Raw genomic sequence first — 17456 nt, forward strand, 5'->3', positions numbered from 1 at the left:
GAATAAAATTAGTACATATTTATCACTACGATTTTTTTATATTGAAACATGTGGTTGGTTGGAAATTAACAGCATCTGATATGGGTTAATTTTTTTCATATCATCTCGTGACTGGAATCGACTTGTCATCCAATGGTTATTTACAATAATTAATGCCCAATATAATTGATAGTTATATTCCAAACTTTGATTTAATTGATTGTATTTTACATTAACGGAAAGGTTTTTGAAAATTAGATTAGATTTTAAACTGGAGTATATATAAAACGATTGTAAAAAGTGAATTTCATCGGGTTAAAAGTGTTCAGACTCTACAAAATGGTGCCTTAAAAAACAAAATTGCCAAAATAATATGATAATAATTTCAATTTTTTGCCATTTTTTCATGAACAATCCTATAGAATTATGGGAAAAATAATGAATAATTTTTAAGCGTATAATCCTTAACATAATATACGTCGGCATTATATATTAAAAACCAAAAAATATCCAGTTACAGCCAGATACAGGTGAACTGATAGAACTTTTCAATTCCCTGAGTTTTAGAAAACTCTTCCATATGATCAGCGATTTCCAAAAGGATTTCATCCAGTTCCTTTTGGGAAGTTCCATCCAATCTCTTGAAGGAAAAAATGTATTCCTGAGTGTCGATATCCGGAAACTCCCTCACAGACATTTCCCCTATGGCATCATATTTTTTAGTGAACCTGATGATTTCACGAGTATATAATTGCCTTGCAGGTTCCATCTCCTTTTTAAACATGTCCAATCCTGTTGCCATGTTATCCTTATTTATATATTTTTACAATTCCTGTTTAGATTTAAACTTCAAGCTTTACTCCAAATTTCCCTCAACATAATCATGCAATCCTAAATGCTTCTAAAAGGATATATTCCATTCTTTTCATAACTGTTATTTAGCCAGTAAGAAAGTATCGGATCAGTGATTTGATATTTGTCATTTACATATTCAATTAAGTCAAAGTCAAGAAGGCGGTTCAATGGCCTGTTAAGTGACCCACTAGTGACTCCTAATGAGTTAGCTATTTCAATTCTTTTTTTAGGATTGTCAAGCAAAGAAATTATTATTTTTTGCTCTTGAAATGTTAATTTAGACCACATGAATATAAAATGCACTGCAAGATAATCAATCGAATCCTTGAATAATCCAATAATGTCAGGTTCTGTTAATGTAATGTTTTCTGGAAGAATTTTTGCAAATATATTAATATAATATGGTATGCCTCGGGTGCATTTGTAAAACCTTTCAAAACCATTATCATCCATTAATATGTCTCTAGGCATTGATTCAATATAATCTCTTGTGGTTTGCTTTGAAAATGGATGTATTTCAATAGTCAGCATTCTTCCTCCAAATGCTCCATCCCTTCCATTTAAATCATTTATTAAACTATCCTTCAAACTCATACTTCCACAAAATAAATATGCAACATTCTTTTGGTTTTGAATGAAGCTACGCATATACCATAAAAATTTGTCGACATTATCCAATTCCTTAATCAATTGGATTTCATCAATGAAAATAAATACTCCTTTTAATTTGTTTTTATTGTCTTCATAAATTTTTTGGGGCAATTCCATTACAAAATCCGCTAATTTTGAATAATTCTCCTCACTTTCAAAAATCGGTACGGGAATATGTTCATAGGATAAAATATTATCTATCTTGAAGTTATTTGTTTTAAAGAATTTTTCTATTTTCTTGTCAACTGTCCTTAAACCGAATTTCTTCGAAGCTTTCATAATTTCATCATAGATTATCTTGATTATACTGCCTTGAGTTATATTTTTTTGTTGGTATGCATTACTTCTTGACAAATCAATATCCACGACAAGATATTCCTTGTCAAAGTTATCCTTGATTTTTTTGATGAGTGCAGTCTTTCCCACTCCCCTTATTCCAGTTAATAGAATAGTGGGAGAGGAATTGAATTCTGTACTTCTCAATAAGCTTGACAGCATATTTATTTCATCTGTCCTATTGTAGAATTGTGTTTCAGTCAAATTTGTATCTGTAATGCTTGCAATTTCATCCATATGAAAACCTCATGTAATGTAATTTGCATTATGTATTGTTATATAATGTATTTTTCATTATATAATTAATTTTTCATTATATATTGTAGTATAATGTATTTTTCATTATATAATTAATTTTTCATTATATATTGTAGTATAATGTATTTTTCATTATATATAATTTTAAGTATTAGCACCTTGATGAACATTGAAACATTTGATTTTTCAACATCAAATGATGTAAAGTCAACAGGCATAATTGAATTTGAGGATATTTAGAAATGTCCATAGTACCTCAGTTACAACCAAATGCAAGCCAATCTACAAAATCTTTCGATTCCATGGATTTTAGAAAACTCTTCCATATGATCAGAGATTTCTAAAAAGATTTCATCAAGTTCCTTTTGGGAAGTTCCATTCAGTTTTTCGAATGAATAGATGTATTCCTGAGTATCAATATCAGGCTCTTCCACAAGAGTCATTTTCCCCAAGGAATCATATTTTTTAGTGAAATTAACAATTTCACGAGTATATAACTCCTTAGCGGGTTCCATTTCCTTTTTAAATAAATCCAATCTTGTTACCATGTAATCACCGTTTTTCGTTCATATAAAATCTAAATTTTCCATTATGGAAAATGTTTCGCCTGCCACAATTACAAGTATATTTTATTCATATATAAATCTAGCGATGATGCAATGTTAATATTCATATTGGAATAATCATTACACTGTATATTGTCAATGCAATATTATGCGTTGAAAACAATATTGACTTCAAAAGGAAATTCCTAGAACTCACCCATTTTCCACTTGTACCACATCATGCTTAAAACAAGAGCCAATGTGGTTCCTCCGATTAGAATGATGGCGCGAAGGGTGTTGGGTGATCCCAATCCGAAATACATGTTCCTTTCAAGATAGTCCACTGAAAAAAGAATTAAGACCAATGCAGTGATGAACATGCTTATCCATTTGAAGGCCAACTTATTTTTGAAATACACTCCAATCCATAGGGTGATCATGATATCCGCCCTCGCCAAATCCCACATGTCCAGGCCAAGTGTGAGGTTGAAATGATATAAAATCCAGAATATCAAAAGGATTGTGAGAAATACGACTGGATAGTATTTGAACTGATATTCACTGGAATATTGCTTTAATTCACTCAGGTACTTGTCAGATCTTTTTTGCTTGGAGACTCTAATGTTTGTTTCAAGTTGTTTTGACTTGACAGTCTCATAGAATCTTGCACCACCATAAAATCCTATGAATGCCAGTATCAGCCATAATATCATGTATATGATTGCATTAATTGGAAATGCAGCATATGCAATGGATATTGCAATTAGAATCAGTGCCTGAAATGCGATTATCAGGTATATGCTCATGATTATTGCCGGAACTCTTGAGTCAAGCTCGTTTTTGATGACATGATAATAGGCATATGCTAAGATTAAGCCAAGAATGAAAAACACGACTCCCGGAACATTGCCGAGCATTAGAAATCCAAGAACAAAAAAAGTGAATAGAAAAACGCTTACGGGGCAAATCACACTTAAAACAATCTTCTCATTATCCATTAAATCACCTTATATAGCGTCTAACGGGAATTTTTGAAAATTGTTGGCGTGAATTGCATTAAACGCATCTAGTTAGTATATATGAGACTATAATATAAAAACGTGTTGATGAGGATTACAAGTCCCATTCCCTATAATCCCTGCCAAGCTCCATCCTGTCCAAGTCAAGGTCATATATTCTCTTCTTGGAGCCTGATTTAAAGCTAACGGTTATCCTGATTTCACCGGTCATCCGGAACCTATCATCTGCAGTGCTGTAGTCGATGCCGTACCCACCACTGCATCCGAGAAAATCCAAGCCGATCTTTTCAATCATTTTTTGGAATCTGGGGTTTGCCTCGAGCCTGTCATGATAGTGTGACTGGTAGCATTCCCTGAAAACCCTTGTCAAGTTCACATACTTCGCATCATAGTCGAACTCGTCAACCGTCCTTACATACTCGTTTTCACGTGTGAAGACGAAAGTGTAGTCCCTATAGTTATCATGATTTATCACTTCAAGTGAATTGCAGTCCCTGGAAGCTAGATACTCATTGACCTTCAACTTTAAAAGCTGTTTTTGGGCATTGTTGATGTACATGCCGTCTATAATATCATCAACGCTCAGGACATCATTTCTTTCATAAGTGTTTTCGGTTTTTCCGGGCCAGTTGAGGTGTGATCCGCAGTGCTGGCAGTAGGGGTCTCCCTCCATCACGATTTCACCGCAGCTTGGACATTGATACATCTGCATCACTAACCTATAATTTCAATGCTTTCGGCTCCAAACCAATGACCGTAAATATAATCGTCACCTAATGGTTCCTTGGATTTGCCTCCATTGGCAAATCTGCCTTCAAGATGAACTGTTTTTCCCTCATTGCCGTATAAGTCATGGTCCAAATAATCCCCTTGAAGGATCACATACTCATCCCCCACTCGAACAATGTCATTGTTGGTGATATATGAATATACAAAGTAATAATATCCGCCGCCCCAGGTTGTTGGACCAACGTATTCAGCATCGAACTGCACCTTTTCACCGGCAACAGGATTTGAGATGTATGATTCGTCAACTTGCTTGTAAGGTGTCAACTGCTCAATGATTGACGGGGCAGAAACCACCAATCCTATGATGATTAAAATCAGAAAGATTATTATGATATTTCTTGCAGTCACATACTTATGAATGAAATCATCAGTTTTAGCCACGCCTTGAGTTAATGCCTTACCTGCAGAATTAGCTATTGGATTTAAGAGCCTAACTCCACAATTTGGACAAATTTCAGCATTTGCATCAATTTTTTCACCACAGTGGCTGCAGAATTTTGTTTTCTTTTCTGTTTCGCTTATTCTAGTGCCGCATTCAGGGCAAAAAACAGTGTTTTCACTTAACTTATTCCCACATTCAGGGCAATAATTAGTCTCCATATGTAAATGTATTATTGGTCAAAAAATATAAAAGTTGTGTATAAAAAAAATGAATTATTGTTTTTCAGCTTTCAATGTCTTCCTGGAAGTACTGCTCAATGAATGGTCTTCCAAGAAAGACTCCGTCGCTTGCCATGTTGATAAAAAAACCGTCACTGTCATATTCAAGCAATGTCAACAGTATTTTCCATGAATTGGTCAGGGGTGTTGAGTTCTTGATGAAGATGTCGCATTCCTCAAATCCATTAAGCATCACTCCAATCTCCTCAATGGCCTCATTGTACTCGTTCATGTCAGTGAATACAACATAATAGAGCTTATCATCAGGTCCGGGGAGCCTGAGAAAGCTGATTGACTCATCCTTGACATTGGCGGGGATGATGAATGATGAGTTTACAAGCTCACAGGCCATGAGGGACTCCTCAATGGACAGGTCACCCTTCTCGGATTGGATTTTCTCGATTTTCCTAAAGAGGCTTTTCATCTCCGGGGGAGTGATGTTTTCTAGCATCTCATCATATTCGATTCCGCAGTCCTCACAGTTCTCATTGATGTGGATGGTTCCTCCGCAGTTGGCGCAAATCATAATGCTTCACCTCTTTTTTGGTAAATTCGACGGTTAGGTTGCCTGGTTGTGTTTGAAATATATTTTACGGTCATGGTTAATGCCTCACGTTATAAGTAATTAATTCATAGGGTTGAGGTTATTAAAAAAGTTTTTGAAAATCAGGAGAGCTTGGCTGAAAGTTCCTTCCAGAACTCGTTAAGCTCATATTCCAGTTCACCTTTACCCTCATTATCCTCTTCTCGAATCATCTCACACAGGTCCTCGTGCTTTTCGGCCCAATCAGGATAATCCTTAAATAACAATTCGCTTAAAAGGGTGTAGAGATTGAACTTCATGTCCATCGGACCGTCCTTAATCGCAGCATTTAATGCATGTTTTAAACAATTCTCATCATCACCCAGGTAATAGTAGTTCTCGGCGATTTCCTTTTGAACGTACCATTCATCCAGCTGGAGAATGTTTAAAAACTTCAATGCCTGCTCATAGTCACCGATTTGCCTTAAAGACTTTGCAAGTCTCCACATGAAAAAGTCGCCATTGTTTCCTGTGAACTTGTTGAGCTTTGATAATGCTGCTCTTGTGGTTTTGATGCATTTTTCATACTCACCGAGGTTCAGGTAGGTGACTGACGCCCACACGTAATAATGCTCCATATTGGAAGGGTAGACCTCATCATCCTTCCTGTACCTTGCCTGGTCAAGATAGTCGGGGTTGATCTTTTTAAGCCAATGGGGCAGGTCATCATAGTCCCTGTCATAGTAAAGAAGCCTTATGACCTTCATCACGCTCATGGTGTAGACGCACATTTTAGAATAGTTCAGGTTATGCTGCTTGGTGAGCTCACTGACCAGTTCAGCATCCTTTAATAATTGCTCCTTTGAGGTGTAATCCTTGATTCTTGACTGGTAGATTGCCCATGCATATGAGTACTTGGCCGAATTGTCGAACGGAGCATTGCCATATAAGCTAGTGTAGATTTCATATGCCTTCTCATAGTCCTTGTCCTTATAGGCCCTCTTGGCCTCGATGAGTTGTGTCCTGTAGCCTGTCATCCTAAAACCCCCCATGAGTATTCTTTAATAGTTACTTTACACTTCAGGTCATATAAATAATAGTCGATTTTAACAAAACTGTCAAGGCCGGCAAAGACAATTTGAATAAGACTCAACAGTCAGGCGAAAGGGCCAGTTTATAAGCGATGGGATTATAATCAAGTACAATAAGAGTCAGTACTCTTATTACCCTAAATGTGATTGATGGCGGACCCGTTTGATACGATTAATGAAGCAACCTTGTAGCGCAAAACGGTGAAAAGGTGACAGCTGTTTTGCACCGCCATCAATATTAAATACAATCATATGATGATATGGCCTCTTCTATATCTACACTGGAAATCTGGCTAATGATGTTGAAAACCATTTAAGGTAGAACTAGATCTCCACGACTAATCCATATTCCTTTAAGCGCCCCTTCGTTTGGAATATGGATTATTCTACTATTTTTTGTAAAAGAAATTTTTATTTAAAGTGATAAATAATATTGCCCAATGACATCACTAACAAGAAAGCTCATCATCATGACCGTCAAACAATCGACTCATATCCCCGTTTCGAGACATCGCATCGGTTAAAACATCCAATATAAGATAATCGTCACTGCTTGTTATGGAATACTCTAAAAAATCACAGATTCCCTCATGGGCCTCATCAACATCCCTCAGCTGGGTGGTGATGTCATCCAGCCTATAGACTATATCCTCCAAATGGGAAAACTCCCCATACCTCAACTCCTCATTGATATGGTCAATCAGCAGTTTGGATAATTTGAAAAGCAAATCATAGCGGCCATATCTAATCAATTCCTCAAAACCCTCATCCATGAACTTCAATATTTCAAAGGAACTTGAAAACGAAGCGTTCAGACGGCTGATATAATACTCCTCATCAACATCCATTTTTTTGAACAGTTTCAGCCTATTGGCCAAATCCGGATTGTGAATAGTTTCCTCTAATAGGAAAGCCCTTAACTCATCTGGAGTCATTGCCAGCACCATATCAAAAACATCCTCCTGTTTTTTTAAAAGTTCAGGATGCTCCTCGATATGGTATAGTGTCGCTGCCATGTGCTTGCAGTTATCGTAATATGGACAGTCACAGTACATGGAAGTGATTTTACCATCGTCAAAGTTAATTCGGACATCGTAAATTATTGATCCGGCAACCTGCGCCTCAACATGATCATGTGATGATGAGTATATGCTAACCGCTTTTGACTCGTAATAGTCAAGACCCCTATCAAGGATTTTGGCTTCAAAATGTTTTCTCCAGGAATCCATAACCTCACACCTGAATTATACTTTTTAATTTTATAGTTAAAATATTTGTTATTTCTGGAGCCTAAAATATGAATATCTTCTCTCATTTTAAGACCATGATAGTCAAATATTCTATTTTATATCTTAAACTTCTTAAATATAAAAATAAGTTTAGGATGTCAATTATTTTGAAAATAAGAAAGAATAACGTATAATCCTCAATGTATTATACGTTAGAAAAAATGTAAATAAAAAATTTAAAGATAAATTTATCAAAATTTATTTTTATATTCTTCAATACTTTCCTCAATAACTATTTTTAAAGCCTTTACATCATCATGGCTAAATTCAATCCCCTGAGATGGTAATGTAATGATAATCAAATCCCTAAAACTATATTTACCTAAACTAATAAGTTTAATTTGATCATATGGAATAACAAATTTCCCAGCAACAATCAATTCAGATTCACCAATGTGCAACAATTCACTTTTCCATCTAATTCCATCATCACTAGCAGCAGCAAGACCTCCAAGAACAGCACCAGCTCCACCCCAAATCAAACCTGAATTTGCAGTATGTGAAAGAGAATCAGAACCTTTTAAACCATCAATTGCCATTCCAAGACCAGCACCCATCATTTGACCTTCAATTGCACCAGTCATCATGTCTTTTGAATGAGGATTCTTAACGGGCAACCTTATTTGAGTGGATTTTGTTTGCCTTAATTTTTCTAATGTCCTTTGATGCAGTTCTTTTTTACGTTTTTCACGTTCAATCCTCTTTTTTTCCCAGTCTTTTTCACGCTGCTCCTGTTTAATTTTTCTTTCAGCTTCTTTTTTCCGTTTTTTCTCTTCTTTTTCTTTTTTCTTTTGAACTTTCTTTATTTCACGTTTGTTTTTCCTGTGAGAATGGATATTACCTAAAACAGAACTTGCATCGCCTACAAATTTTTTAGTGGATTTTGAAAAATTAACTGCACTTTCTTTAATCTTTTCTTGAGATTCCTGTGAAATATTTTCATTTAAGAAATTTTCACCAGCAGCAATTGTAGATTCTGAAAAATCACTAATTCCTTTTTTAATATTGATTACTTGTTCATTTTCATTGAAAAATTCATTTGTTTTTTGTTGGGCAGTCTTGGAAAAATTTGAAATGTCTTCTGTTAATTTATCAGCATATTCTTCAGGTAAATTATCATAAATAAAATCATTACCCATTTTTTTAGCATCATTTGAAAATTTATCTATATCTCCTTTAATTTTTTCCAAAGAATCATTATTACTAGCATTATCATCTTTCATAGGAGAATCATCATTTTTCAAATTATCCTCTTTGATATTTTCATAATCCTCAAAGGAAGAACAACTACAATAAGGACATTTTTCAGCAACTTCATTAACTTTTTTACCACAATCAGCACATACTTTCCAATTTATAGACATGAATCTCACCATTTCAATACAAAGAAATTACAATAATTATATTTTGTAAATATTATTATTAATATTTAATATTTTGAATAAATTTATTTTAAATAATTATCAATAAAATTATTAAAAGCAGTATTATCAACAAAACCTGCACTATAAACTATTCCTGCTTTTTCATATCTTTTATGATAAGTTTGTAAACTGGATTCATACGATGCTTCAAGTTCACGGTCATGTTTTTCACGAGCAAGTTTTTTACAAGAAGTTGGAATCATTGTTGAACATCTATATGATCTTCCCCGTGTTCTTTGACGATTAGGTTCATAATCCTCTGAAATGGATACAACACGGTAAATTATTCTAGAGTTAGATAAAAAGTTTCTAATATCCAAATATTCAATATTATCTTTATTTTTTTGATAGTATTCTTCATAAATTAAAGGAAGCGCAATTGTAACTGTTTCAAGAGGTTTTGCGGCAAGACCATTGAGCATTTTATCTGAATATTTTAAAATAATCTTATCCAAATCTTTAATTTCATGCTGAAATTCATTATTGTAATGTTCATTTTTAATTTTTAAAGTATCTGCAAGATCAACTAATTTACATTTACTTGAATTTTTACACAAATAATCTCCTTTAAATTCTATTAAAAATATGTAAAAATTATTATTTTCTTTTTTATACCAAATTGCATCAGTAGTTTTAGGAGTGAATAATAATCCTCCTTCTTTAAAAATACTACAGGAATGGCAAATATCATCTAAGGAATACATTTTAAACTCATTTCTACCTTTACCTTTGGGAAGGATGGAAATTCCATTTTTATTTTCTGCAATTTTATGAGATTCCTTGTAAAACTGAGGAAATGAATTTAAGAATTCAATAAATTGACTTTCCTCTTTTGTATAAGTCATGGAAATTACTCCTTAAAAATAATTTTAGCTTTGAGTTTATCTAGTTCATCATATGGTTTTGTTAAGTTTTCATAAACTTCGCCCATATTCTTGGAATCAATTTTTTTGAAGATATATTTATCATCAGCAACTTCCTGTGTGAGATAAACATTAGTATCCTCAATTAAATCATAATATTGGGTGTAAAGAGACATTGCCTCAATAAACATTGGACTATGGGAGTTCAGGTATAATGTGATGTTTAATTCCTTTGCGATTAGTACTAAAATTTCTGCAAATTTAATTTGCCATTCAGGATGAAGGTTAACCTCAGGCTCATCAATTATCAAATACCCTCCTTTTTTGAGTTTATTATTGAGTAATAACAATTGAATTACACCAATTTGTTTAATTCCAGAAGGAGTATTGAAATTATATGTATTTACACGGGACCTCTGTTCATAAATTTTTCTTAAAAAAGAATTATCTTCTAAATCATCCAAATTAATATATTTTCTAAAATCATTTTTATCAATTTTATTAGATTCAAAAACAGGCCTATTCTTTTTATATTTTCCTTTAATGATTTTCTCAATTTTATCTAAAATGATTTTAACATCATCTTCAAGCTCAATATCCTCATCAACTTCAAATAAATCCTCAATTATCTCAGTCATGTGGAATAATTGTTTAGAGAAAAAATCATCGGGAATCAGTAAATCTAAAATAGACACATTGTCAACATAATACACACTATTTATTAAATCAGTCATATTAAAGTAGCTATATGGATCATATTTTGTATCAGAAGACTTTATATAAAATCTAGCGTGTTCGAAATTAATATCTCTAAGATATTCCTTTTTATGGATGTACATTTCACTAGCTGTACTTAATTTATAAGAATCTTCTATGAAAAGATAATTCATTATATTATTATCAAGTGAACATAAAAAGTGAATATTATTAAAATTATAAAAATACATATATTCATTGTTTAACTCACTAATTGTATACTCTTCATCAGTAAAATCATAAGAATCAAGTTGAGAGAGAAAATATTCAAAATCAATAGCATTACTTGAAATATCATCACTTAATTCCAACCCCTCTAAACTAATTCCCATTTCAATTAATTTTTGAGAAGTTTCATCAATAAATCGTGTGATTTCATCACCTAACTCTTTGATTTTAACTTTAGCCAATTCATCATGTTTTTTAGATATTTCCAACATTGCATTATATTTTTCAATAAAAACTGTATCTTCATCTTCAAAATTAAGATGTTCGGGAAGATTATAATCATTACCTTCATAATCTAAATTATCTATAATTCTATTAATATCATCTGCTACATGTTGAAGAGCATATTCTCTTCGTTTAATAGAATTTCCCTTTAAAAAAGAATATAAAATTTTACTTGCTGTAGATTTACCACTACCATTTACTCCACCAATTACATTGATTTTGTTTATTTCAATTTCAGCATTTTCAATTGAGTTATAATCATTAATTTCCATTACTAATTTTTCCATAAAATCACCATTTGCATGTTTTTTTAATTAATTATGAGAATCTTCATTAATTAAATATCAATTACTCGATTAAAACAACTTATTTAAAATATTTTAATATTACAACAAGGTTACTACAAATTATTTAATTTTTCAATAAAGATCTGTTTTGATTTATCACCTTTTTTCATATCTACATTAACTGAAATAAAATCTAATTTCCCTTCAGAATATTTTTTAAATTGCATTTTAATCACTAATTGAGAATAAATTATTAATAATACTAAAATTAAATGTATATTAAAATTGTGTTTATTATAGCTAAACTAAAGATTTAACCTAGAAATATTTATTTTCTTATTATCTAAATATAATTTATTTATCTCTCCCGCTGGAAGCATCACTATTTGAATATTTTCCAATCCCAAATCATGTAATATTCCTATTTCAACATATCCTTTATTTTCAACTTTTCCATTGTATTTTGGAAGTAAAAATGCATTTTTAACTCCTTTAAATTCATTTTTCTCAATAAAATCTTTAAAAGCAAGTTGATATAAATATTGTTTTGTTACATCACTTAATCCCGGTTGTTTTTCAAGTTTAGAAGTTATTTTTAATTTATAATACTTAGCATCTAAAATAATAAAATAATTTCTCCAAAAAGTTATCAAATCGGGCCTGAAAGTGTCAACTTGAAAGGTTCCCTCATCTAAATACCAAACTGGTTTTTTAATAACATTTTTAAGTTTATTTAATTTATTTCCAAATACTTTCCTACACATTTCTTCCCAAATTACATGATAAGTGCTTGTTCCATAGATTGTCAAAAAGTCTTCATTTGTAAATGAATTTTTATTAGAAATATATGCATGCATTGATTTTAGAAGTTTTTGTTTGTGGGAGTTAAACTCAACTTTTAATTGTTTTTCCAGCTTTTCCAGAATAACTTCTTTTTGGCCAAAATCAAACAAAGATTTATCAGATAATTCAATTGGAGTTAAATCAAATAATTCAATTAAACCAGCTTCATCAAGGATTTTTGAGCATTCAGTAATAATGTATTCATGAAGCATTCTAAAATAATTATATAAATCATTGATATTGTACTTGGTGTATAATTCCCCATAATATGGTTTATTATCTTTTATGATAGGATCAATATTATTTATTGTTCTATCCCAGTCAATTTCACCACTTCCATTAATTTCTCGAATATTCTGAATTTTGGTGTATATTCCATTTTGATAGTAATCTTCTAAAAAGAAAATCATCATAGATAACTTATTAAATGAAACGTCATCTAAATTTTCATTTTCCCAACTGAAATCATCATTAAGGTTTTTATATTTTTTAATAACTTTTATAATCTGTTTGAAATCCTTTTCAATGTTATCTTCATTAGGAATATATTTAGGATAACAATTAATTATGTAATTATCAACTATTATCACTCCTACGAAATTAAATTTGAAAATATTATTATCTCTTTTGATGATTTCATACTCTAGGAGTTTGTTAAATGAATCTTTTTTCATTAATTGAAGAATATATTCCCTAGAATATTCTTCTAACTCTTTAATAAATATTTCCTTCATTACTCTTCATCATCCTGGAAGCTATCAGGGAAAATTTCTAGTATTTCATCTTCATCGATTAACTCACAAATTTCAGAGTAGGTGATATTTTTTGTGTCTTTAATATTACAAGCCCCCTCTAAATAATTCATTTCTTCTTGAGCGAGCAGCATCTTCGAACAAATACATAATTATTTTGTTTTTGAATATATCTTTGAAAGTTTCTTTAGGTATTTCTTCATTCATGAATTGATTAAATGCAAAGAAAGGTCCAAGTAGTTTATCTTCATTGAGTTTGTATGATAATAATTCAAGATTTATTTGTTTTCTGAGGTCGTTCCATTTTAGCACTTTGTTGTTGATATTGACATGTGTGTTTTCAATTTTATTTTCATTATTGTTTATACTGAAATATTTAAAATCCCACCTACGTTTAAATGCAGTATCCATTGGGAAAACACCTTGATCTGCAGAGTTCATTGTTGCCCAAATGAATAAATTTGATGGTAGACTAATTTTTGATTTGTGTATATATGTTTTCATGTCTTCTGAAGCTTCAATTGAATATTCAGATTCATAATCCTCATTCCTATCTAATAATTGGAAGACATCTCCAAAAACAGCTGCAACATTAGCCCTATTAATTTCTTCAATGATTAAAATATAAGGCTCACTTGGATTATTAACTGCCTTTTTAAGAATTCTCATAAACGGTCCTGGAACATACTTATAAGTAATTGAAGTACCTTCTGGGACAGGTTTATAAGTTCCAACAAAGTTTGCATAAGAGTAATCTGGATGGAAGGTTACTCTTTCATAGTTTTCTGGGAAATCTTTTAATAAGTTATCTTTATCTTGATTTAAATTATAAGATTTTCCAGTTCCAGGAGCTCCAAAGTAAATTTTATTACGTTTTTTATTTGATTCGAATTTAGTTTTTACTTCATACCTTAACAAACTTACGGGCAACATTTTAACTTTTTTTGACCAAAGATAATCATCAACAGCACATACCCAATGACTAAATTCATCAAAAGTTTTTACATCCGAAATATCAAATTTATCAAAAGCAAATGAGTTAGATAATTCTTTTAATAATTTTTTATATTTAAAATTATTTTCAGTATAATCATCAAGATTATTTGATAATTCTTCTTCACTACCCAATACTAAAGATAAAAATCTAAAAGTTTTTAAAGTTTTATTATTCATTGGAGCATAAAAATCATTTAAATAAAATAATACTGGAGTAAAACGACCTAAACTTATGCCTTTACTTAATTTATTTTGTGAATAGTGTTCAAGTATTCTTTTTTGCTCATCTTCCGAACCTGTATGCTTTAACATGTCAGTTATAGTATTATAAAATAAGATTGCAGACTCATTCATTTCCTGATCATTAAATCCATAACTTTTTTGAATCATGTTACGTAAATTTTTAGCCCCAACATGTATAATACCCACATCTCGTCCAAAAATTTCATCCCAAATAATATCTGCAAAAAATTCATTTTTTGAATCTTTTTCTTTAATAATATTCCAATATTTTTGAATATGTTCTCTTTCAATAGAATATTCATTAAAATGCCATTCTCCTTCATCTGTGGAATGATAATTATCAAAATATTGGTTAAAAAGGTAATTAAAAAGATTATTTCTCACATTTTCATCTTTACCCGCAATTCTTGCAAATATTTCATTAACAAATTTTGAATATAATTCATCTAATCTAACAATATTATTTGTTTTGAAAAAAGAACCCTTTTTAAGTTCCATATTATCAGGAGTGTAAATCCAATCAATTTTTCTAATATGTTTTAAATCATCATTTTGTTGATAAATATAATCACTTGAAATAATTCCAACACCCGCTAAAGTAGATTTACCTTTATGAGCTATAAAAATATCTCCTTTATCGATTTTATTAACAAATCGATTAATTAATTCAGGTTGAATAGATTTTTCATCATTTAAATATTTTCTAAGCTCATCGGTTGATGAAAAATTACTATAATCTTCTTCTTTATTATTCAAGAAATAATCAATACTTACACATGATTTTTCTTTAAAAAGCCTCCAAGCTTCATCATAATCTTTATTTTTTGAAATATTCATCGACCAAATTTTTCCATTAGCACTATAAGTTTCGTGATAATTATTTAAAATATCATTTTTTGCATTTTCATTAATATGAAAAACTGTTATAGAAGTATTTAAAGTTCCTTGAGTAGATTTTTTAAGTTTAGTTTTTGGAATTTCAGCTAACCACTCGACTTTTCGAACATCCCAATAATGATCACCAAATTTATCAACTTTAGTAATTATATCTGAATATTCATAATCAGAAATAATCTTACCTAAATAATAAGTTTTATCTCCATAATTATGTGAAATAACATAATCTCCAATATTTATATCAAAAATAAATCTATTTAGCTGTGATGATGCACTAATACTCTTTGATTTATTCTTAATTTTTTTTCTAATTAAACTTTTTATATCCTCTTGTGATTTACCTGTTAAATCTCCAACATCCCAACCAATTGCAACTAGATTATTTTCTAAAAAATCATCTATTAAAAATGATTCATAACCAGATCTAACCATCCACATTTTTGTCATTATATCAACTCATGAAAAATAAACTATTCTTAACTAAAAATAGTTATTGCTTTTAAAGAATTAATATATTTCTCTTTAAGATTTTGAGGATTCTCCATAAAATAAGAAGCATGAGTACTATTTTTACCCCTTCCTTGAAGAGCATCGATTTCAGATAATGTTAATCCTCCATTAACATTATATAATGAAGATGCATGAAATTTCCTAAGCATGTGGCTTCTAAATTTATTATATTCACCAACTTTACCTAAATTTAATTGCGTGTTAATGTTATTGAAATACTTATTCCAATAATACAAATTCAAATTAAAAAGTTTATCCTCAAGAGTTAATTCATAATCTAAATTAATTAAGTAATCTACAATAAATTTTGAAGCCTCATGAGAACAAAAAGTGAAATAAAATTTATTGGTTTTTTGTCTTCTAATTTTAAAAATTGGAATTATAAAATCTAATTCTTTTAAAGAATCCAATGCTTCTTTAATATTATCTGTTCTATGATATTCATAGGTTGCATCAATAAAATCCCCAACAGTTAAATTCAATGTTTCTCTTCTAGCACAACCACTACTAGAAATAAAAAGAATTATTGCCTTCATTATAGGATTTGCTATTTCAACAGCATCTCTAATAATTTTTTTAGTTGGAAGATCTTGAAAAGTAATTGGTTTTGACATTTTTACAGATTTATTACTAGTAGGAGGCAGATCATGAATTTCAATTTCAAAATGTCTATATAGAGTTAAAATTCTTTGAAAATAAACTTTTGAGGTAGTCACAAGATAATTCTTTTGAAGAAACAATCTGAAATTAATTAATCTATATTTTAGTTTCCTATTTTTCCAACGAACTCCCATTTCTTCTTCAATATCTGCTTCTTTTAATAAATCTATAAACGATTTATTTTGTAAAGAAACATATAATTTTAAAGCATTTTTATAACTTTGTTTTGTTTTAAAAGCCAAATTTCTAGTTTGTGATATTTCATCTAATAATTTTATATCTTGAGCAATCATGATAACATAATAATAATTCATAAATAATATTTCTTTGAGAAAGGTTTGAATGTATTGAAAGAAAAAGGTATTTTTGCTTTTATTTGTTCTAACAAATTTGCAAAAGCAAAATATGGTGAAAAATTAAGGAAATTAATTTTAGAAAATCAATTGAAAATTTACTATGATTTTACAGGAGTTAAAGTTTTTAAGGAAGCATCTGTAGATACATGTGTGATTCAAATCAAAAAAGATTTTAAAAATGATAATGAAATTTATGTTGATAATAATTATTATTTGAAACAAAAATTACTTAATAAAAATAGTTTCACATTTAAAAGTCCAGAAGTGCTTAATTTAAGAGATAAAATTCTAAGTTTAGGAATTCCTTTAAAGGATTTAGATGTTAAAATCAATAGAGGTGTTTTAACAGGTTTTAATAAAGCTTTCATAATTGATGAAGAAACAAAAAATAGACTGATTAAAGAAGATTCTAATAATAAAG

General features: G+C 30.4%; 16 protein-coding genes. 1 reads left to right on the plus strand and 15 read right to left on the minus strand.

The window, feature by feature from the left end; all coding sequences use genetic code 11:
• Positions 1 to 493: 493 nt before the first annotated feature.
• The 15 genes from E7Z78_RS07355 to E7Z78_RS07425 form a co-directional block, all read right to left on the minus strand.
• Complete coding sequence (locus E7Z78_RS07355) at positions 494 to 781, minus strand: hypothetical protein (RefSeq protein WP_303724516.1); 288 nt, start codon at positions 779 to 781, stop codon at positions 494 to 496.
• Between the two features lie 89 nt (positions 782 to 870).
• Positions 871 to 2058, minus strand: coding sequence for an ATP-binding protein (locus tag E7Z78_RS07360; protein ID WP_303724517.1), 1188 nt, complete (start codon positions 2056 to 2058; stop codon positions 871 to 873).
• A 281-nt stretch (positions 2059 to 2339) separates the two neighbouring features.
• Complete coding sequence (locus E7Z78_RS07365) at positions 2340 to 2627, minus strand: hypothetical protein (protein ID WP_303724518.1); 288 nt, start codon at positions 2625 to 2627, stop codon at positions 2340 to 2342.
• A 203-nt stretch (positions 2628 to 2830) separates the two neighbouring features.
• On the minus strand, positions 2831 to 3622 hold the full coding sequence (locus tag E7Z78_RS07370; RefSeq protein WP_303724519.1) for a hypothetical protein: 792 nt from the start codon (positions 3620 to 3622) through the stop codon (positions 2831 to 2833).
• A gap of 115 nt (positions 3623 to 3737) precedes the next feature.
• Complete coding sequence (locus tag E7Z78_RS07375) at positions 3738 to 4349, minus strand: hypothetical protein (protein ID WP_303724520.1); 612 nt, start codon at positions 4347 to 4349, stop codon at positions 3738 to 3740.
• An 8-nt stretch (positions 4350 to 4357) separates the two neighbouring features.
• The gene (locus E7Z78_RS07380) at positions 4358 to 5032 is read right to left on the minus strand and encodes a zinc ribbon domain-containing protein (protein ID WP_303724521.1); all 675 of its coding nucleotides are present in this window, start codon (positions 5030 to 5032) and stop codon (positions 4358 to 4360) included.
• Between the two features lie 64 nt (positions 5033 to 5096).
• Entirely contained in the window at positions 5097 to 5618 is a 522-nt protein-coding gene (locus E7Z78_RS07385) for a hypothetical protein (protein ID WP_303724522.1), read from the minus strand.
• A gap of 140 nt (positions 5619 to 5758) precedes the next feature.
• On the minus strand, positions 5759 to 6652 hold the full coding sequence (locus tag E7Z78_RS07390; RefSeq protein ID WP_303724523.1) for a hypothetical protein: 894 nt from the start codon (positions 6650 to 6652) through the stop codon (positions 5759 to 5761).
• Positions 6653 to 7155: 503 nt separating this feature from the next.
• Entirely contained in the window at positions 7156 to 7935 is a 780-nt protein-coding gene (locus tag E7Z78_RS07395; RefSeq protein WP_303724524.1) for an SWIM zinc finger domain-containing protein, read from the minus strand.
• Between the two features lie 251 nt (positions 7936 to 8186).
• Positions 8187 to 9359 carry a hypothetical protein gene (locus E7Z78_RS07400; protein ID WP_303724525.1) on the minus strand — a complete coding sequence of 391 codons (1173 nt, stop codon included), beginning with the start codon at positions 9357 to 9359 and terminating at the stop codon, positions 8187 to 8189.
• 83 nt (positions 9360 to 9442) lie between these two features.
• The gene (locus tag E7Z78_RS07405) at positions 9443 to 10264 is read right to left on the minus strand and encodes a hypothetical protein (RefSeq protein WP_303724526.1); all 822 of its coding nucleotides are present in this window, start codon (positions 10262 to 10264) and stop codon (positions 9443 to 9445) included.
• Between the two features lie 5 nt (positions 10265 to 10269).
• Complete coding sequence (locus tag E7Z78_RS07410; protein WP_303724527.1) at positions 10270 to 11778, minus strand: AAA family ATPase; 1509 nt, start codon at positions 11776 to 11778, stop codon at positions 10270 to 10272.
• A gap of 305 nt (positions 11779 to 12083) precedes the next feature.
• Positions 12084 to 13355, minus strand: coding sequence for an LlaJI family restriction endonuclease (locus tag E7Z78_RS07415; protein WP_303724528.1), 1272 nt, complete (start codon positions 13353 to 13355; stop codon positions 12084 to 12086).
• Between the two features lie 105 nt (positions 13356 to 13460).
• Positions 13461 to 15947 (minus strand): AAA family ATPase, encoded by a 2487-nt coding sequence (locus tag E7Z78_RS07420; RefSeq protein WP_303724529.1) that lies wholly within the window; start codon positions 15945 to 15947, stop codon positions 13461 to 13463.
• Positions 15948 to 15985: 38 nt separating this feature from the next.
• The gene (locus E7Z78_RS07425) at positions 15986 to 16972 is read right to left on the minus strand and encodes a site-specific integrase (RefSeq protein WP_303724530.1); all 987 of its coding nucleotides are present in this window, start codon (positions 16970 to 16972) and stop codon (positions 15986 to 15988) included.
• Positions 16973 to 17026: 54 nt separating this feature from the next.
• On the opposite strand from E7Z78_RS07425, the gene E7Z78_RS07430 reads away from it, so the two are divergent.
• Positions 17027 to 17456 (plus strand): Eco57I restriction-modification methylase domain-containing protein (locus E7Z78_RS07430; RefSeq protein ID WP_303724531.1); only part of this gene is annotated, 430 nt, incomplete at its 3' end.

Source organism: Methanobrevibacter thaueri, from assembly GCF_015062915.1.
Taxonomy (GTDB): domain Archaea; phylum Methanobacteriota; class Methanobacteria; order Methanobacteriales; family Methanobacteriaceae; genus Methanocatella; species Methanocatella thaueri_B.